Raw genomic sequence first — 16,900 nt, 5'->3', positions numbered from 1 at the left:
AGTAATAAACATTAAGGTGTGGTTTGCTTGCTTGAGTATCGCCCTAGTGCTTGCCTTTAATTTATATTACTTTAATCTTATTAATCCTTGGCCCCGTACGTTAACCAATCCAGGTTTTTACATCGATGCATTATCGTTGCTTTTTCCGTTGTTTATTTTTTATGCGATAACGGCGTTAACGATAAGTATTATTTCCGCTTTTTGGATCCGCCTTGGTCTCTATCTTTGGATTGTTGGGCAAAGTTTTGATTTAGCTGACGAGATCGTTTATCAACCTAAATGGGTTGCCTATTTTCTTGAAGATACCACAAGGCTATTGGGGATGTTCTTTGTCGCTATCGGCGCTTATAAACTGATCGGGAAGATCAATGCCATGTATATGGCGGCGCGGGTCGAATCTTTTAGCGATCAGTTGACGCAACTCCCCAACCGGCGTTTCTTTATTGATACGCTGAGAGAAAAGAAGGGCACTATCGCGTTAATGATCATTGATATTGATTTTTTCAAGCAAGTGAATGATACCTACGGCCATATCGTCGGCGATGAGGTGCTTTATAACTTTGGTAAACTGCTTGCCGGCATGATTGGCGAGCAGTTTTTTGCCGCCAGGATAGGTGGTGAAGAATTCGCCGTTATTCTTGACGATGTTTCTGAGATAGAGGCCCAGACCATTGCGGCGACGATTCTCGCCTCTGCAAGAAAGATACGGGTGAATAATGACTATCCCTTGTCGGTCAGCATGGGGGTAGGGATAAAACATGCTGGTGAAACGCAAGATGTGCTGATTAAAAAAGTCGACGAAGCGCTATACCGCGCAAAGAGAAACGGCCGCGGCAGGATCGAATGGGCCGCGGGCACAGGTTTCAGTTGATGTTCCTGAGCGGCAGGGCTGTTTAGCGGCGTGCTGCGGTTGGCTATCTTCGGTTGCAGCCTGCATTATGGGTTTTTTGGGGCACCCTCATTGAGGAAACCGTATTATGCTCAAGATACTCGGTAAATCGTCATCTATTAACGTGCGCAAAGTGCTTTGGCTGTGCGAAGAGGCAGCGATTAGCTATGAACAACAAGATTATGGCTCGGGGTTTACCTCTACGCAGACTGCGCAATTCAAGGCGTTGAACCCCAATGGCCTGGTGCCGGTTATCGTTGATGATGGTTTCGTGCTGTGGGAGTCTAACACTATTTGCCGCTATCTGGCCGGGCGTGAGCAGCGTGACGATCTGCTGCCGGTGGCGCCTCGGCAACGTGCGCTGGTTGAAAAATGGATGGATTGGCAGGCGACGGAGCTGAATAACGCCTGGCGCTATGCCTTCATGGGGTTGGTGAGGAAAAGCCCGGCGCATAGCGAACAGCCTGCGATTGCGGCCAGCATTGCCAGGTGGAATGCGCTTATGGGCATACTGGAAGCCCAGTTGGCGGCAACCGGCGCTTATGCGGCTGGCGAAACCTTTACGCTGGCGGATATCGTATTAGGACTGTCGGTCAACCGCTGGAAAATGTCGCCGATAAATCGCCCCGCGTATCCGGCAATCGATCAATACTATGCGCTGTTAAATCAGCGGACTGCCTTTCAACGATATGGCAATAATGGCGAACCCTGACTGGTCGCATGGGTTATTGGTTTATCAGGACGGTTCAATATAAACCTCACGGTTTGCACCATGCCTTTATAAGGCTTGTTTTTTTCGAACTGCCATTTTGCGACCGCTTGGATCACTGCACCGTCAAACAGGTAACGCGGTTGGGATTTTATAATGCGTATCTGGCTGACTTTGCCGTCAGCCCCCACATCGTATTCAAATTGAACATAGCCGGTTAGGGCGTTAGCTCGCGCATACGCCGGGTACAGTGGATATTCGGCACGGAGTAATTTAGGTATGGCGTCATCTTGCTTGGCAGGTGGTGCCGTGTGGGATGTGCAGGCGCTTAACGGCAAAGCCAGTATGGCGGCCAGCATGAGAGGTTTGATCATCGTTTCAGTCCCTTGGTGAGAATGGTTTTCATTATAATGTTGGCCGTATTCCAAGGCTATATTTTTATGTTGCTTACCAGCATGTTAGCCATAATTCCTGCCCATCGAAAGGCCGTAGCTATTCTGTCTGTTAGATTCCACTTATCGATTCAATAAAGCATACGTATTGGAAAGCTATCTAAAACCCCTGTAGTTTCGTTCCTGTCATTAACCCGGAGGAAATAGATATGTCTTTGATCAATACCAAAATCAAACCATTCAAGAACCAAGCGTTTAAAAATGGTGAGTTTATTGAAGTAACGGAGAAGAACGTTGAAGGGAAATGGAGCGTATTCTTCTTCTATCCTGCCGATTTTACCTTTGTTTGCCCAACTGAACTGGGTGATGTTGCCGATCACTACGAAGAATTCCAGAAACTGGGCGTAGACATCTATTCCGTTTCCACCGACACCCACTTCACTCACAAAGCGTGGCACAGCAGCTCCGAAACTATCGCTAAAATCAAATACGCGATGATCGGTGACCCAACTGGTGCGCTGACCCGTAACTTTGACAACCTGCGTGAAGCTGAAGGCCTGGCCGACCGTGGTACCTTCATCGTTGATCCTGAAGGCATCATCCAGGCTATCGAAGTAACTGCAGAAGGCATTGGCCGTGATGCATCCGATCTGCTGCGTAAAGTGAAAGCGGCACAGTACGTTGCCAGCCACCCAGGTGAAGTTTGCCCGGCTAAGTGGAAAGAAGGCGACGCAACGCTGGCTCCTTCTTTGGATCTGGTCGGTAAAATTTAATTACCTCGCTTTTTTTGCTATTCACGTAATCGGGTGCATTGCACCCGTTTTTCTGCCAGGGAGACATCATGCTCGACACTACTATGAAAACCCAACTCAAGGCCTATCTTGAGAGATTGACCAAGCCAGTTGAGTTGATCGCCGCATTGGATGATAGCGCCAAATCATCCGAAATCAGGGAGCTTCTGGCAGACATCGCTGAATTGTCAGAAAAAGTTTCTTTTGTTGAAAAAAACGATCAACCCGTGCGTAAACCGTCATTTTTGGTGACCAATCCCGGTTCTGAACATGGCCCGCGCTTTGCCGGTTCCCCACTGGGGCACGAGTTTACCTCGCTGGTTTTGGCCCTGCTGCAGGTGGGCGGGCATCCATCGAAAGAAGCGGAAACGCTGCTGGAGCAAATTCGCCAGCTTGACGGCGAGTTCCACTTTGAAACCTATTATTCATTAACCTGCCACAACTGCCCTGATGTGGTTCAGGCGTTAAACTTGATGGCGATCCTCAATCCGCGCATTACTCATACGGCGATTGACGGCGGCGCTTATCAGAACGAGATTCAGGAACGCAATATCATGGGCGTTCCGGCGGTATTCCTCAACGGCAAAGAATTTGGCCAGGGCCGCATGACGTTGAGTGAAATCGTTAACAAAATCGACACCGGCGCGGAAAAACGCGCGGCGGCGGAATTAAGCAACCGCGATGCCTATGATGTGTTGATCGTCGGCAGCGGCCCTGCGGGCGCAGCCGCTGCGATATATTCCGCACGTAAAGGTATCCGTACCGGCTTGATGGGCGAACGCTTTGGCGGCCAGATTCTGGATACCGTGGATATCGAGAACTATATTTCCGTGCCTAAAACGGAAGGGGCCAAGCTGGCTGCGGCATTGAAAGTGCACGTCGATGATTACGCCGTGGATGTGATCGACACGCTAAGCGCCACCAAATTAATTCCTGCGGCGGGTGAAGGCCAACTGCACCATATCGAGACTGCATCCGGCGGCGTATTAAAAGCCCGCAGCCTGATCATCGCCACCGGGGCGCGCTGGCGTAACATGAACGTGCCGGGCGAAGAGCAATACCGGACCCGCGGTGTCACCTATTGCCCACACTGCGACGGCCCGTTGTTTAAAGGTAAACGCGTGGCGGTTATTGGCGGCGGCAACTCCGGTGTGGAAGCGGCGATTGACCTGGCGGGTATTGTTGAGCACGTTACTCTGTTGGAGTTTGCTCCAGAGATGAAAGCCGACTCGGTGCTGCAGGATAAGGTCCGCAGCCTGCCAAACGTCGACATCATCCTGAATGCGCAAACGCTGGAAGTGAAGGGCGATGGCGCCAAGCTGACGGGGCTGCAGTATAAGGATCGCGTTACGGAAACGGTGCACGATCTGTCGCTGGCGGGGATCTTCGTGCAAATCGGCCTGTTGCCGAATACCAACTGGCTGGAAGGCACCGTTGAGCGCAATCGGATAGGTGAAATCATCATCGATGCCAAATGTGAAACGACGGTTAAAGGCGTATTTGCCGCCGGGGATTGCACCACGGTTCCTTACAAACAGATTATCATTGCCAGTGGTGAAGGCGCCAAGGCCTCTCTGAGCGCCTTTGATTATCTGATCCGTAGCTAGCCGGCAAGATAAACGGCGCGTATAACCATTAAGTAAGGCGGCATATCTATGCCGCCTTTTTGCGTGCAAAATCACCCGCGCCAGTAACAAAAACGCCAGGCAAAACCTCTTTACCTCAGCTTTTCATACCGCATACGAACTAACCCCTGGCGCCATATGTCCAACCGTGTTTAACGGCGAGGCTTAGTGGCAATGAAGAAACTCTCAGTTGTGTTCGCGTTGTGTATAGCAGTATTGCTGGCCGGCTGCGCCGACAGCGGGCGCAGTGGCCAGGGGGAAGGCACCACGGTGCATGGCACAATTAGCATGGGCACCACAATTCACTGATAACTCTGTAGTGCCTCCGATTGCGAAGGCACTATCCCTGCTGATGGGCTGTCGGCGTTATCCCGTCTGTTTAGAGCCGCGGGGTATTATGCGCCGCGTTGAAAATCCATTCGGATAAACTGTTTGCCATTGGGCAGGGTGGTGCTTTCCTGGCCTATGCCGCCAAACCCCGCAGCGCGCATCGATGCTTCCAGTGTGCTTTCCTCGATATCAAGATGGATGGAAGCAACGTCCTGCAGTTTATCCAGATAGGGCGACTCAGAGACGAAATCACAACCTCGGTTTTTTTGGATAACGCAGGACACGTAGTGGATTCTGTCGTTGTTGAGCAACCGGGTGAAAGCCGGCAGGCCGATGTATTCAATCAGCAGGTTGGCGACAACCAGTTCGCTGTCCGGCAGGGTGGTGTTTGCCGCGCCCAAATCGAGGTTTAACAGGGTTAAGGTGTTTTTTAATTCAGGATAACGTTCGGCACAGGCGGATAAATAGTTTTCATTTACGTCCACGCCATAGGCTTTCTGTATTTTTTTCGGGTTAATATGCTCCAGTCCGTTCCCACCGGCAACGCCAAGGATGCAAATAGTTTCAACCGGAAAGTTATTCAATTGGCCCCGCATAATTTCATTTAGCGTTTGCAATTGTTTAACATTATCGAGCTTCATATGGGATTCATAAATAGATAATGAAACTTTCTCCCAAGGATTTGACATATTGGTTTTCCTTATTTTTTGTGAACAACGGTTCATTTACCAATAAGCCAGTATACAAAATCAATAAAATTATTCCCTGGTGGGGATATAAAGCGATATGTTTGGTTTTTTAATCTGCCGTTAGCGTAAAAGACTAAAAAATTATCGATAGAAAAAGAATACGTTACGGTTTAATAATAATGATTATTGCTTAGCGATAATATGCTTGCAGTTGAGGCAACCCCTCGGCCTTTAACTGGTATAGATGATGTGGCCTGCCGGTTGAGCCGTTCAAAACGCGGGTGCTGAGAATGTTTATTTCAGTAAGGTAAATCAAGTATTTACGGCAAGAAATGCGTGAAACGCCAATCGCTTGAGCCAATGTGTCAGTGGTGAACTCCATGCCGTTCTGGCACCCAATCCATTCGCAAACCGTGCCGAGGGTGATGCTGGTCAGCCCTTTTGGCAGCTTGGAGGTTTTATTATTGCCGCCGGGTAGCCGGCGCAACAGGCTATCAACCTCGTCCTGGCCGCAGCATTCATGCCGCGCCAAAAGCTGTAATTGTTGCCGGTAGCGTTCCAGCGCGGCTTTAAAACGGCTAAATGGCACCGGCTTTATTAAATAATCCACCACCCCATAGTGCAAGGCTCGGCGCACCGTATTGGCGTCCCTGGCCGCAGAAATAATAATCACCTCTGTTCTTTCCTCCCGTTTACGTAATATCGGTAACAGTTCAAGTCCGTTTTCCTGATGGACATGGATATCCAGCAGTACCAGATCGATCCGGGTCGTGTAGTCACTAAGCAGCATTAGCGCCTGTGCCAGCGTGGCAACGGCCGCGTGGCAGTGAAAGCCGCTTATTTGGCCCAGATAAGCCGTGTTGAGCTGGCTTATTTTGGGGTCGTCTTCAACAATGAGTACGTTAATCATGGATGCAGTTCTTGCCTTGGTTCCATATCTACATTGCCGCCCGCTGCATCATGCCATGCGTAAACCTGTACGTTCCGCGCCGTAAGGGCAAGTCTGCGCTCACAAAAGCAGGGGGCTGGCGCAATCCCTGTGGCTACAGTGTAAATGATTATCCCGAAGGGGAAAGTGCGAATTGCTGATTGGGCACTGGCCGAGTCAATGGCGCCCGTGTTTTACGCCGTAGTAATTGATAAATGGTTTCCAAATGGAAACCATATTGCTAATATTGTGCCTGTTTAAGACTTTTAAAGTTTCTTTTTTGCATTCAATTGGCAATAGAGCACACAGTTATGACAACAGTAAATCGTACGGACTCCCCCAGCCCCCTTGAGGACGCATTGTCTCGGCTGCAATGTGTGCTGGTGGCACGCCGCTCCCGTTATAACCCGGAAACCGTTACATGGGGCCAGTACGATATTCTGGAACTGCTGCGCCTGCACGGCGCGGCGACGCCTTCTACCTTGGGCGAGCGCTTGGGCATGGCGCGCACCGGCGTATCTAAAGCTTTGCGCGTGTTGAAAGATCAGGGGCTGGTGGCGCAGGCGCCGGCCGAAGGCGATCGCCGTGAGCAAGTAACGATACTGACCGCGCTTGGCGAAGATTTCCTGGCGCGCGCAGCCAGTGGCCGCCATGATGCCGCTCAACGCCTGGCAAGTGCCTTGACGCCGGGCGAACAGGCTATCTTCACGGAGCTGTGCCATAAGGCAAGCGCCGCGCTGGAAAGCGAGGGGCTTCATGACGTGGCCGGCCGCCGATGAGCACTCAGAGTAATCACCGGCACGCTATCGAAATCTTCGGCGCCCGTGAGAATAACTTGCAGAATATCAGCCTGCGTATCCCCAAACAGCGTATTACCGTGTTTACCGGCGTTTCCGGTTCGGGCAAATCCTCACTGGTGTTTGGCACCCTGGCCGCCGAATCGCAGCGCCAACTGAATGAGCACTACAGCGCCTTTGTTCGCCACCGCCTGCCGCATTATGGGCAGCCGCAGGCCGACAGCCTTAAAAATCTGCCGGCTTCGATTGTCATCGATCAAAAACCGCTGGGCGGCAATGCGCGCTCAACGGTGGGCACGGTAACCGATATCCAGCCGTTGCTGCGGCTGTTGTTTTCACGCGCTGGGCAGCCATTTGTCGGCTACGCGAATGCCTTTTCCTTCAATCATCCCCAGGGCATGTGCCCGGAGTGTGAGGGGCTTGGGGTGGTCGACCAACTGGATCTCTCGCGGTTGTTCGATCGCCGCAAATCGCTGAACCAAGGAGCGATTAATTTTCCCACCTTTGCCCCAGGGACTTTCCGCTGGAAGCGTTATGTGTGCTCGGGGCTGTTTGATAACGACATGCCCCTTCGCGACTATAGCGAGGCGCAGTGGCAAACCCTGCTGTATGCCGACGATCTGGCCGTGCCGGCCCCGTTGCCGGGCTGGCCTGCCACCGCGCGTTATCAGGGCGTGGTGCCGCGTTTGCGGCGCGCCTATCTGGATCACGAACCCCGCCGCCTGAGCCAGGCGGAGCGGGAGGGGCTGGCGCATGTTATCACTCGCCAAATCTGCCCTGGGTGTGGCGGCGCGCGGCTCAATCCAACCATTTTGTCTTGCCGTATCCAGGGGAAATCCATTGCCGATTGTGCAGCGATGGACGTAGCGGACTTACTGGCGTTTATTCGCAGTATCAATATTGCGGCGGTAGCCAGCGTGGTGGCGGCTATTGCCGAACGGCTGGCGCAGATGGTGGAGATTGGCCTGGGATATCTGAGCCTGGCGCGTGCGACGGCCAGCCTGTCTGGCGGCGAGTCGCAACGGGTCAAGATGGTGCGCCATCTTGGCAGTAGCCTGGCCGACATTGCCTATATTTTTGATGAGCCGAGCGTGGGGCTGCACCCGCGTGATGTGCGCCAGCTCAACATACTGCTGTGCAGGCTACGTGACAAAGGGAATACCGTGCTGGTGGTCGAGCACGATCCTGATGTGATCGCGATAGCCGATCATGTGGTGGATATCGGGCCGCAGGCCGGTAGCGCGGGCGGTAACGTGGTCTATCAGGGCAGCTATGCCGGCTTATGCCAGGCCGATACACTAACTGGCCGCTGCCTGGCACAACGCCCAACGCTTAAGCGCCCGCTTCGCCAGCCAACGGGCCAACTGCCACTGCGTGACCAGTCATTACATAGCCTGCGGCGGGTGAATGTCTCTTTTCCGACCGGCGTGCTGACCGTGGTAACCGGAGTGGCTGGCTCCGGCAAAAGTACCCTGGTCAATCACCTGTTGCCGCATGCATACCCCCACGCGGTGTTGATAGATCAGCGCGCGCTGGCCGCAAGCCGCCGTTCTTCCATCATCAGTTACCTCGGGGCGCTGGAACCGCTACGCGCGCAGTTTGCCCGTAGTAGCGGCCGGCCAATCAGCCTTTTTAGCAATAACGGCCAGGGGGCGTGCCCGATATGTAAGGGGCTTGGGCTGGTGCAGACGGACCTGGCTTTTATGGACAATGTGGAAACGCCCTGTGATGCCTGTGATGGCACCGGGTTTACGGCCGCTGCGCGCGCCGTGCTCTGGCAGGGGCTGAATATTGCACAGGCTCTGGCGTTATCGGTGGCGGCCGCAGCGCAGCGTTTTGCCGCGGATGCAGCTATCGCCGTGCCATTGCAGCGCCTGGCGCAGGTGGGGCTGGGGTATGCCTGCGTGGGGCAGCGGCTGAACACGCTCTCCGGCGGGGAACGGCAGCGTTTGAAACTGGCCGCCAGCTTAGGCGGTGTGCACCCACTGTATGTTTTTGATGAACCGACCAGTGGGTTGCATATGGCGGATGTTGCGCGTTTGCTGGCGGTATTCGATGATTTAACTGCCCAGGGGAGCACGGTTATCGTGGTGGAGCATAACCTGGATGTTATCGCTCATGCCGACTGGCTGGTTGAAATGGGGCCGGGTGCCGGCAAGCAGGGTGGGCAGGTGATTTTTAGCGGGACGGCAACCGAGATGCTGGCTTCCCCGGCATCGGTGACGGGGCCATTTTTGAAACAGCATATCAGCGGGCACGGTTGATATTGGCTTGGGCGATAAAATCCAAAAATGCCCGCAGCGGCGGCGCCATCTGGCGCCGGCTTGGGTAGTAAAGGTAAAAGCCGGGGAAGGCGGGCGTCCACTCCGGCAGCAACTGCACCAGCCGCCCTTGAGCGATATCATTATCAACCTGATGCGCAAACTGGTATGCAATGCCTGCGCCGGCGCACGCCACCTGGGTGAGCATCGCCGGCTCATCGACCATCAACGGGCCATCGACCACCACCTCCAGCTTTTCATCCCCCCGCTCAAACTCCCAACGGTACAGGCTACCGTCGCTTGGCCGGCGATAACCCAGGCAGCGGTGGTGGATCAGATCCTGCGGCCGTTTGGGCTCCCCGGCGCGCGCCAGATAGGCCGGGCTGGCGACCACTTTCATCAGTAAATCGCCGCTCAGACGGGTGGCGATCATGTCCTGATGCAGCTTTTCGCCCAGGCGAATGCCGGCGTCGAAGCGCTCGGCGACAATATCGATCAGCCGCTCCTCGGTCACGATATCCATGCGCACATCCGGGTATGCCAGTAAGAACTTGCCCAGTATCGGCGCCAGATAGGTGATGGCGGCAACCCGTGAGGTATTCAGCCGGAGCACCCCTGCAACACGGTGCGCGGTTTGTTTCGCGTCAAGCACCGCGCCTTCAAGCTCCTGCAGCGCCGGCGCCAGCCGCCGTATCAGCCGTTGGCCGGCCTCCGTAGGGGCAACGCTGCGGGTGGTGCGGTTAAGCAGGCGCACGCCAAGGCGCTCTTCCACCCGGCGAACCGTTTGGCTAAGTGTCGAGGCGGTAACACCCAGATGGGCCGCGGCCCGGGTGAAGCTGCCATGTTCTATGATTGCTGCGAAAGCACGCAGTTCAGCATATTCAGTGCCGCGCATTATGTTTGTTTCCCCACATAGCCTGCTTGGTTTTTTCATATTTTTTAAATAATAGCAAAAGTCTATTGTTGCCTGGGTGAAAGAAACCAACACGGGGGGAGCAACAGATGGGGCGATTTAGCGGCAAAAACATATTGATCACCGGCGCAACCAGCGGCATTGGCCGTGCCGGAGCGCTGCGTATTGCGCACGAAGGCGGGCTGGTGATCGCCACCGGCCGCAATGCGGCAAAGCTTGCGGCGCTGCGGCAGGAACTTCCAGACAGCGCGCGGGTGATTTATAACGACGCAGCGGCGCCAGAGCCGGCTGCCGAACTGGTTGCGCTTGTTAGTGAGGTCGGTTCGTTGGACGGCCTGTGGCTGAATGCGGGCTATGCCGCCGTCGGGGAAGTGGCGCAGGTTACGGCCGCTGCTTTTGATGCCATGATGAATGCCAATGTCCGTGGGCCCGCGTTACAGCTGGCGCAACTTTCCGCGCAGCTTAACGACGGCGCATCGGTGGTTGTCACCGCATCAACATCGGCCTATGAGGGTGCGGCCATCGCCAGCCTGTATGCCGCCACTAAAGGTGCGCTGATCTCGCTCGCACGCTGCTGGGCTTCGGCGCTGGGGCCGCGAGGGATCCGGGTGAACACCCTGGTTCCCGGCCCGATCGCCACGCCTTTTCGGGATTTTATGGCCCCGTCTTTACGCGCAAGTTTCGAGGCCGAGGTGGCCGGGCGCCTGGCTTTGCCTCGTATTGGCACCGCCGAAGAAGCCGCTGCGGTCGCCTTGTTTTTGTTGTCTGATGAGGCAGCCTTCGTCACCGGTAGTCAGTATCTGGTCGACGGCGGGCTAACCCTGCTGTAGGCCCGCGCGGGCAATGATGTGGGTGATAGGCAACAATGAACTCCACGTGGGCGATATTGTCTGGATCTCTGTAAAGGGCAAACACCGTCACGGGGCATATCGCCAGTGCCGCCAAGAGGCCGGCGCCCGTGAGCAGTGCGTATTGTTCGGGTCAGTCTGCTTTTTATTCTGCTAGGTAAAACAAGAGGATACCGTAATGACATTTAACGTACTAGGCTACGCCGCACAGTCATCGAAAGCACCGCTGGCGCCGTTCCATTTTGAACGCCGTGAACCGCGTGAAGATGATGTTGTGATTGAGATTCTCTACTGTGGCGTTTGCCATTCCGATCTGCATCAGGCCCGTAACGACTGGGGCTTTAGCCAGTATCCGATCGTGCCGGGGCATGAAATCGTCGGGCGAGTGGCCGCGGTCGGCGCGCAAGTCAGCAAGTTCAAGGCCGGCGATCTGGTGGGCGTTGGCTGTATGGTGGACTCCTGCCGGGAATGCTCGCCCTGTAAAAAAGGGCTGGAGCAGTATTGCGAACAGGGCAATGTGCAGACCTATAACGGCATCGATCGCCATGATCATAGCGTGACCTACGGCGGTTACTCGCAAAAAATCGTTTGTTCGCAAGACTTTGTATTACGTGTTCCTGAAAAACTGGATTTGCAGGCGGTGGCGCCGCTGTTGTGTGCGGGCATCACCACCTGGTCGCCGCTGCGCCGTTGGGGGGTAACCAAAGGCAGTAAGGTCGCCGTGGTGGGGCTGGGCGGGCTGGGGCATATGGCGCTCAAGTTGGCGCATGCGCTGGGCGCCGAGGTGACGCTTTTTACCCGCTCGCCGGGCAAGGAAGCTGACGCCAAGCGCCTCGGCGCCGATCATGTGGTGATCTCCACCGATGCCAAACAGATGGCGGCGGTGAAAAGCGAGTTTGAACTGATCATTGATACCGTGCCTTACATCCACGATATCAACCCGTATATGCCCACGCTGACGCTGGACGGTACGCTGGTGTTTGTCGGTTTGCTCGGCAATATCGATCCGGTGTTGAACACTATCCCAATGGTATTGGGGCGCCGCTCGGTCGCCGGTTCCTGCATTGGCGGGATCGCGGAAACCCAGGAAATGCTGGATTTTTGCGGCGAGCACAACATAACGGCGGATGTTGAACTGATCAACATGGATGAGATCAACCACGCCTATGAGCGGATGCTGAAAAGCGATGTGAAATACCGCTTCGTGATTGATATAAAAACGCTGGTTGCGTAAGGGGATTGGCGGGCAGGCCGGCGGGTGCTGCGGGCCTGCCCGTTTTTTGCGCATGGCTACCGTTCTGCGCGCCTTAGCCGTGGCGGCGCGGGTTGTCGTCTTGCAAAATATGTTGTTGCAACAGCTCCACCAGCGCGGCGGTGTCGCGCTGTTCCAGCGCCGCCACCATGGCGAAATGCTCTTGCGAAGATTTCACCACCCGCGCATGCGAGGTCCACTGGCCGAGCGGGGCCGATGGCACCCGGCTGCGCAGATCGAAAATCAACTCAATCAGATCGTGATTGGGGCAAGGTGCCAGTAGCGCGCGATGAAACGCCAGGTTGGCTTCATACTGCTGCAGCAGATTGCCGTAATGGGTTTCATGCTCGAACTGTTCGGCGCAGCTTCGCAGCGTTGCCAGGGTTTGCTCATCAATATGGGCGACGATGCCTGGCGCCGCCGCGCATTCCAGGGTGGCGCGAATTTCGGAGATATTGCGCCGCTGCTGCTCATTAGGGGAATACACGTGGTAACCACGGTTGGGCACGTGCTGCACCAAACGTTCGCTCACCAATTGATCCAACGCCCGGCGTACCTCGCTGCGGCTGCAGGCATAGCGCTGCGTCAACTCGACCTGTTTCAGCCACGAGCCAGGAGGAAACACGCCCTTACTGATATCCATTGCCAGATCGTTGGCGACATTCACCAATACACTCTTCAATTGCTCCATCCAGATTGCCTTTTCACTGATTACTCTCGCTTAATGATGCGATGCCCATTGCATTTTAGCCAGATTTCCCCGGTTATCATGCGTTTTTCCTCTGGCTGCGTTTGTTGAAGATCGCGCTTTCCCGCCAAAGTGTTACCTCTGTCAGATCTTTTGTTTATATATTGGTAATTAAATTGGCGCCAATTTTGGTTGTGTGTTTATATCGGCCTGAACAGTCATTGACCAGGGCACCGTTATGCAATCAACCGACAACACCAACGTTGCGGATAACGCTGAACAGCGCAGCCGCACGTTGTACTACCGCGGCAGCACCACCATCTTTTCCTGCCGCCACGATCCGCGGTTTCAATATTGTCTCTATGTTCCACCCGGTTTCGATCGGGATCGGCATGGTTACCGCCTGGTAGTGGCGATGCACGGCACCGGCCGTTCAATGGTCCAATACCGCGATGCGTTCGCTGAATTTGCCCGCTACAACCGCTGCGTGGTACTGGCGCCGCTGTTTCCTGTCGGGCCGCTGGGCGACGGCAATTCTCACGGCTTCAAATACATCATTGAGCAGGATATTCACTACGACCAGGTGCTGCTGGCGATCGTCGACGAAGTGAGCGCCTTGCTGGCGCATGACTTCGGCCGATTTCTGCTGTTCGGCTATTCCGGCGGCGGCCATTTCGTCCATCGTTTCCTGTATCTGCACCCGGAAAAATTGCTGGCGGTATCGATCGGCGCGCCCGGCTCGGTGACGCTGTTGGACGAGACGAAAAACTGGTGGGTTGGGGTGAAGGATTTCGAAGCTATCTTCGGCAAGCCACTGGATTATGCGGCGTTGCGCCAGGTAGCGGTGCACCTGGTGGTGGGGAAGGTGGATGTGGAAACCTGGGAAATCACCCATCAGCCAACCGGCAAATATTATCAGCCGGGTTGCAATGACGCCGGCAAGACCCGTATCGATCGCAACACCGCCTTGCTGAACAGCCTGCGTGGCAAAGGGATTGATGCGGTGCAGGATATCGTGCCCAACGTCGGCCATGACGGCATGAAAGTGCTGGATTACGTAAAAGATTTCTTCCTGTCGGTATTGCAGAGCACGCGCTGAGGAGCCTGAAGATGACGCAATCGTTTCCCCTTATTGAAATCAGCGGCTCCCCAGAGGAACGCGGCCGGCAATACGGCGAACAAGCCCGCGATCGCATCCATGCCTGCGTGGCGATCTACGGCGACCAACTGGATAAATTGGCGATCGGCCAGGCGCAGCGGCAACGGCTGATCGACGATTTCAGCGCCATCATCGCCGACTTCGATCCGAACTACCTGCAGGAGATGGGCGGTATCGCCGCCGGCGCCGGGGTGCCGCTGGAAGCGATCGTGATGATCAATGCGCGCACCGAAGTGATCGCCCAGGCGCGGCGCTGGCAGCAATGCGCCACGCCGCATGACGATAGCATCAAGGATGGTTGCAGCGGCGCGGTGGTGCTGCCGGAGCGCAGCCGTCACGGCAAGCTGATCCACGGCCAAAACTGGGACTGGCGCGCCGAATGCGCCGAAACCTCGGTGGTGGTGAAAATCCACCGCGACGACGGGCCGGATGTGCTCACCTTCGTTGAAGCCGGCGGCCTGGCGCGCAGCGGCCTCAACCAGGCCGGCATCGCCATTACCGCCAACTATCTGCGCTGCGAGCGCGATTACAGCCAGCAGGGGGTGCCGCTGTCGCTGATCCGCCGTAAAGCGCTGGAGCAGCAACATATGGCGTTGGCGATGCGCGTGGTGGCTACAACGCCGAAATCCTGCTCCAACAACATGATCCTTAGCACACAAGAAGGGTTCGCCATCGATTTTGAATGCGCGCCGGACGAAAGTTTCACCTTATACCCGCAGCAGGGGCTGCTGGTGCACGCCAACCATTGGGAAAGCCAGGCGGCGCGCTGCAAAGTGCGTGAAGAGGGCATCATCGCCTCGCCGGATTCGTTGTACCGCAGTTGGCGGGTGGCGCAACTGTTGTCCGCCAAAACGCTGCTCGACGAGCAGGACATGAAACAGGCGTTCTTTGATGATTTCGGCAGCCCGTATTCGGTCTGCCGCCCGCCGCGGCCGGGCTTCGACAGCGATCTGTCGGCCACCGTGGCGATGATAGTGATGACGCCGGCGGACGGGGTGATGGAGGTGGCGCCGTTGCCGGCCATCAATCAAACCTTTACCCGCTACACACTCGATTAATCTGGGGAGAGGCACAATGAAAAGAACCGTATTGGCGGCCGTGCTGGCGGGGCTGGCTTTGCCGCTGGCAGCGGCCGAGCCGAACGTGATCCGCTTTGCACTGAATCAAGATATTCGCAGCAGCCAACCGGGCGTCAACCGGGACGGCAATACCGACGACGTGCTGATGCACGTGGTGGAAGGGCTGGTCGGCTACCGCGAGGACGGCACCGTTGGGCCGATGCTGGCCGAAAGCTGGCAGGTTTCCGACGATGGCCGCACCTATACCTTCACCTTGCGCAACGGGGTGAAGTTCCACAACGGCGCGCTGCTCACGGCCCAGGACGTGGTGTGGAGTTGGCAACACTGGAACGATCCTAAAACCCAGTGGCGCTGCCTGCGTGAATTCGATGGCAGCGGGTTGAACCACGTAACATCGGTGACCGCGCCGGACGACCACACGGTGGTGATGAGCCTGGCGCAACCGGTGGCGCTGTTCCTCGACACGCTGGCGCGCACCGATTGCGGCGCGGCGGCGGTGATCAATCGGGCGTCGGTAGACGGCGAAGGCAAATGGATCAAGCCCATCGGTACCGGCCCGTTCACCTTCGGCACCTGGAAACACGGCGAGTACGTGGCACTGGAGCGCTTTGCCGGTTACGCGGCCCGGCCCGGCAAACCGGATGGTTTTGTCGGCGGCAAACAGGCGCTGGTGGATGAGGTGCGCTTTATGGCAGTGCCGGATGCCGCCACGGTGAAAGCGGGGCTGTTGTCCGGCGCGGTGGATTTGGCGCAGGTCAGCCCCATAGATGCCAGCGATCTGAAGCAAAACGCCAATATCGGCATCGAGGCGGCCGCCAACGCCCAGCGCCACGTGATGCTGATCCAAACCCGCGATCCGCTGTTGAAAAACGTCAAACTGCGCCAGGCGATCGCCGCCGCGCTCGATACCCAGCAGATTGCGCACGGCACCAGCCAGGGCATGGCGACACCGAGCAACGCGAACGTTTCCACGTCGTCGGCGTTCTACGGCGAGGTGGAAAAACAGGGCTATCACCATGATGCGGCGCGGGTCGCGGCGTTGCTGAAAGAGGCTGGTTATAAGGGCGAAACCCTGGAAATCATCGCCAATAAGCGCTCTACGGTGCCCAGCTTTGATATGGCGATCATCATTCAGGCGATGCTGCAAGCCGCCGGCATCAACGCCAAAGTCACCACCATGGAGTGGGCCACCCAACTGGAACGGTATCAGTCGGGGCGTTATCAGATGATGACCTTCACCTACTCGGCGCGTTTTCATCCCGCGCTGGCCTATGAGCAAATCGTCGGCGATAAAAACAAACAATCGCGCAAGGTATGGGACGATCCCGAGGCCATCCGCTTGACCGATCAACTGGCGCACCTGGATGACACGGCCCAGATGCAGCCGATCGTTGATCAGTTGCATAAACAGATGATTGCGCAAGTGCCGCTGATTGTGTTCTACCCCGGTTTGGACATCGTCGCCCACCGCAAGGTGATCCAGGGCTATACATCGTGGTTGGCGGCGGCGGCTCGCTTGTGGAATGTCAGCAAAACCCAATAGCTAAGGA

17 protein-coding genes are annotated in these 16,900 nt (G+C 55.9%); 12 read left to right on the top strand and 5 right to left on the bottom strand.

The features are described 5' to 3' along the window. Window positions 1–31: 31 nt before the first annotated feature. Together ACN28Q_RS00865 and ACN28Q_RS00860 are read left to right on the top strand one after the other, a co-directional pair. Window positions 32–871 (top strand): GGDEF domain-containing protein, encoded by an 840-nt coding sequence (locus ACN28Q_RS00865; protein ID WP_165906993.1) that lies wholly within the window; start codon window positions 32–34, stop codon window positions 869–871. A 106-nt stretch (window positions 872–977) separates the two neighbouring features. Then, entirely contained in the window at window positions 978–1,601 is a 624-nt protein-coding gene (locus ACN28Q_RS00860; protein ID WP_095844599.1) for a glutathione S-transferase family protein, read from the top strand. Here the strand turns inward: ACN28Q_RS00860 and ACN28Q_RS00855 are convergent. Next, entirely contained in the window at window positions 1,571–1,972 is a 402-nt protein-coding gene (locus tag ACN28Q_RS00855; protein ID WP_230469475.1) for a TonB family protein, read from the bottom strand. The genes ACN28Q_RS00860 and ACN28Q_RS00855 overlap by 31 nt on opposite strands. A 227-nt stretch (window positions 1,973–2,199) precedes the next feature. On the opposite strand from ACN28Q_RS00855, the gene ahpC reads away from it, so the two are divergent. The 3 genes from ahpC to ACN28Q_RS00840 all read left to right on the top strand — a co-directional run bounded on the left by ahpC (window position 2,200) and on the right by ACN28Q_RS00840 (window position 4,715). Further along, on the top strand, window positions 2,200–2,763 hold the full coding sequence (ahpC, locus tag ACN28Q_RS00850) for an alkyl hydroperoxide reductase subunit C (RefSeq protein ID WP_095844598.1): 564 nt from the start codon (window positions 2,200–2,202) through the stop codon (window positions 2,761–2,763). 68 nt (window positions 2,764–2,831) lie between these two features. Next, window positions 2,832–4,388, top strand: coding sequence for an alkyl hydroperoxide reductase subunit F (gene ahpF, locus ACN28Q_RS00845; RefSeq protein WP_095844597.1), 1,557 nt, complete (start codon window positions 2,832–2,834; stop codon window positions 4,386–4,388). Between the two features lie 192 nt (window positions 4,389–4,580). Further along, window positions 4,581–4,715 (top strand): hypothetical protein, encoded by a 135-nt coding sequence (locus ACN28Q_RS00840; RefSeq protein WP_257790438.1) that lies wholly within the window; start codon window positions 4,581–4,583, stop codon window positions 4,713–4,715. Window positions 4,716–4,801: 86 nt separating this feature from the next. On the opposite strand, the gene ACN28Q_RS00835 is transcribed toward ACN28Q_RS00840, so the two are convergent. Together ACN28Q_RS00835 and dcuR are read right to left on the bottom strand one after the other, a co-directional pair. Continuing rightward, window positions 4,802–5,425: a methyltransferase type 11 gene (locus ACN28Q_RS00835; protein ID WP_095844596.1), complete on the bottom strand. Its 624-nt coding sequence runs from the start codon at window positions 5,423–5,425 to the stop codon at window positions 4,802–4,804. A 190-nt stretch (window positions 5,426–5,615) separates the two neighbouring features. Beyond that, window positions 5,616–6,335, bottom strand: coding sequence for a two-component system response regulator DcuR (dcuR, locus tag ACN28Q_RS00830; RefSeq protein ID WP_095844595.1), 720 nt, complete (start codon window positions 6,333–6,335; stop codon window positions 5,616–5,618). A 329-nt stretch (window positions 6,336–6,664) separates the two neighbouring features. On the opposite strand from dcuR, the gene ACN28Q_RS00825 reads away from it, so the two are divergent. Both ACN28Q_RS00825 and ACN28Q_RS00820 read left to right on the top strand, forming a co-directional pair. After that, window positions 6,665–7,132 (top strand): MarR family winged helix-turn-helix transcriptional regulator, encoded by a 468-nt coding sequence (locus tag ACN28Q_RS00825; protein ID WP_095844594.1) that lies wholly within the window; start codon window positions 6,665–6,667, stop codon window positions 7,130–7,132. Further along, window positions 7,129–9,414, top strand: a complete 2,286-nt coding sequence (locus tag ACN28Q_RS00820) for an ATP-binding cassette domain-containing protein (RefSeq protein ID WP_095844593.1) — start codon at window positions 7,129–7,131, stop codon at window positions 9,412–9,414. The genes ACN28Q_RS00825 and ACN28Q_RS00820 overlap by 4 nt, the downstream gene beginning before the upstream one ends. On the opposite strand, the gene ACN28Q_RS00815 is transcribed toward ACN28Q_RS00820, so the two are convergent. After that, a complete protein-coding gene (locus tag ACN28Q_RS00815; protein ID WP_095844592.1) occupies window positions 9,398–10,306 on the bottom strand; it encodes a LysR family transcriptional regulator in 909 nt (302 codons plus the stop codon). The genes ACN28Q_RS00820 and ACN28Q_RS00815 overlap by 17 nt on opposite strands. Before the next feature lie 107 nt (window positions 10,307–10,413). Between ACN28Q_RS00815 and ACN28Q_RS00810 the strand changes: the two genes are divergently transcribed. Both ACN28Q_RS00810 and ACN28Q_RS00805 read left to right on the top strand, forming a co-directional pair. Further along, entirely contained in the window at window positions 10,414–11,154 is a 741-nt protein-coding gene (locus tag ACN28Q_RS00810; protein WP_095844591.1) for an SDR family oxidoreductase, read from the top strand. 196 nt (window positions 11,155–11,350) lie between these two features. Beyond that, window positions 11,351–12,406, top strand: a complete 1,056-nt coding sequence (locus tag ACN28Q_RS00805) for an NAD(P)-dependent alcohol dehydrogenase (protein ID WP_095844590.1) — start codon at window positions 11,351–11,353, stop codon at window positions 12,404–12,406. Between the two features lie 73 nt (window positions 12,407–12,479). Here the strand turns inward: ACN28Q_RS00805 and ACN28Q_RS00800 are convergent, their stop codons facing one another. After that, window positions 12,480–13,115, bottom strand: a complete 636-nt coding sequence (locus tag ACN28Q_RS00800) for a GntR family transcriptional regulator (RefSeq protein ID WP_095844589.1) — start codon at window positions 13,113–13,115, stop codon at window positions 12,480–12,482. A gap of 235 nt (window positions 13,116–13,350) precedes the next feature. On the opposite strand from ACN28Q_RS00800, the gene ACN28Q_RS00795 reads away from it, so the two are divergent. Genes ACN28Q_RS00795 through ACN28Q_RS00785 form a run of 3 tightly spaced genes read left to right on the top strand, consistent with a single transcriptional unit; the run spans window position 13,351 to window position 16,893 of the window. Further along, window positions 13,351–14,211: an alpha/beta hydrolase family protein gene (locus tag ACN28Q_RS00795; RefSeq protein WP_095844588.1), complete on the top strand. Its 861-nt coding sequence runs from the start codon at window positions 13,351–13,353 to the stop codon at window positions 14,209–14,211. An 11-nt stretch (window positions 14,212–14,222) separates the two neighbouring features. Continuing rightward, window positions 14,223–15,329 (top strand): C45 family autoproteolytic acyltransferase/hydrolase, encoded by a 1,107-nt coding sequence (locus tag ACN28Q_RS00790; protein WP_095844587.1) that lies wholly within the window; start codon window positions 14,223–14,225, stop codon window positions 15,327–15,329. 16 nt (window positions 15,330–15,345) lie between these two features. Then, on the top strand, window positions 15,346–16,893 hold the full coding sequence (locus ACN28Q_RS00785; protein ID WP_095844586.1) for an ABC transporter substrate-binding protein: 1,548 nt from the start codon (window positions 15,346–15,348) through the stop codon (window positions 16,891–16,893). Window positions 16,894–16,900: the final 7 nt, after the last annotated feature.

The sequence above is a fragment of the Gibbsiella quercinecans genome (assembly GCF_002291425.1).
Classification (GTDB): Bacteria; Pseudomonadota; Gammaproteobacteria; order Enterobacterales; family Enterobacteriaceae; genus Gibbsiella; species Gibbsiella quercinecans.
Note: the sequence above shows the minus strand (reverse complement) of the source record. Positions and strands in the feature narration are given on the sequence as shown.

Excerpts from the sequence above, each read along its gene's own strand:
- ACN28Q_RS00860 (WP_095844599.1), top strand. The coding sequence starts at position 978 with ATGCTCAAGATACTCGGTAAATCGTCATCTATTAACGTGCGCAAAGTG.
- ACN28Q_RS00855 (WP_230469475.1), bottom strand. The coding sequence starts at position 1,972 with ATGATCAAACCTCTCATGCTGGCCGCCATACTGGCTTTGCCGTTAAGC.
- ahpC (WP_095844598.1), top strand. The coding sequence starts at position 2,200 with ATGTCTTTGATCAATACCAAAATCAAACCATTCAAGAACCAAGCGTTT.
- ahpF (WP_095844597.1), top strand. The coding sequence starts at position 2,832 with ATGCTCGACACTACTATGAAAACCCAACTCAAGGCCTATCTTGAGAGA.
- ACN28Q_RS00840 (WP_257790438.1), top strand. The coding sequence starts at position 4,581 with ATGAAGAAACTCTCAGTTGTGTTCGCGTTGTGTATAGCAGTATTGCTG.
- ACN28Q_RS00835 (WP_095844596.1), bottom strand. The coding sequence starts at position 5,425 with ATGTCAAATCCTTGGGAGAAAGTTTCATTATCTATTTATGAATCCCAT.
- dcuR (WP_095844595.1), bottom strand. The coding sequence starts at position 6,335 with ATGATTAACGTACTCATTGTTGAAGACGACCCCAAAATAAGCCAGCTC.
- ACN28Q_RS00825 (WP_095844594.1), top strand. The coding sequence starts at position 6,665 with ATGACAACAGTAAATCGTACGGACTCCCCCAGCCCCCTTGAGGACGCA.
- ACN28Q_RS00820 (WP_095844593.1), top strand. The coding sequence starts at position 7,129 with ATGAGCACTCAGAGTAATCACCGGCACGCTATCGAAATCTTCGGCGCC.
- ACN28Q_RS00815 (WP_095844592.1), bottom strand. The coding sequence starts at position 10,306 with ATGCGCGGCACTGAATATGCTGAACTGCGTGCTTTCGCAGCAATCATA.
- ACN28Q_RS00810 (WP_095844591.1), top strand. The coding sequence starts at position 10,414 with ATGGGGCGATTTAGCGGCAAAAACATATTGATCACCGGCGCAACCAGC.
- ACN28Q_RS00805 (WP_095844590.1), top strand. The coding sequence starts at position 11,351 with ATGACATTTAACGTACTAGGCTACGCCGCACAGTCATCGAAAGCACCG.
- ACN28Q_RS00800 (WP_095844589.1), bottom strand. The coding sequence starts at position 13,115 with ATGGAGCAATTGAAGAGTGTATTGGTGAATGTCGCCAACGATCTGGCA.
- ACN28Q_RS00795 (WP_095844588.1), top strand. The coding sequence starts at position 13,351 with ATGCAATCAACCGACAACACCAACGTTGCGGATAACGCTGAACAGCGC.
- ACN28Q_RS00790 (WP_095844587.1), top strand. The coding sequence starts at position 14,223 with ATGACGCAATCGTTTCCCCTTATTGAAATCAGCGGCTCCCCAGAGGAA.
- ACN28Q_RS00785 (WP_095844586.1), top strand. The coding sequence starts at position 15,346 with ATGAAAAGAACCGTATTGGCGGCCGTGCTGGCGGGGCTGGCTTTGCCG.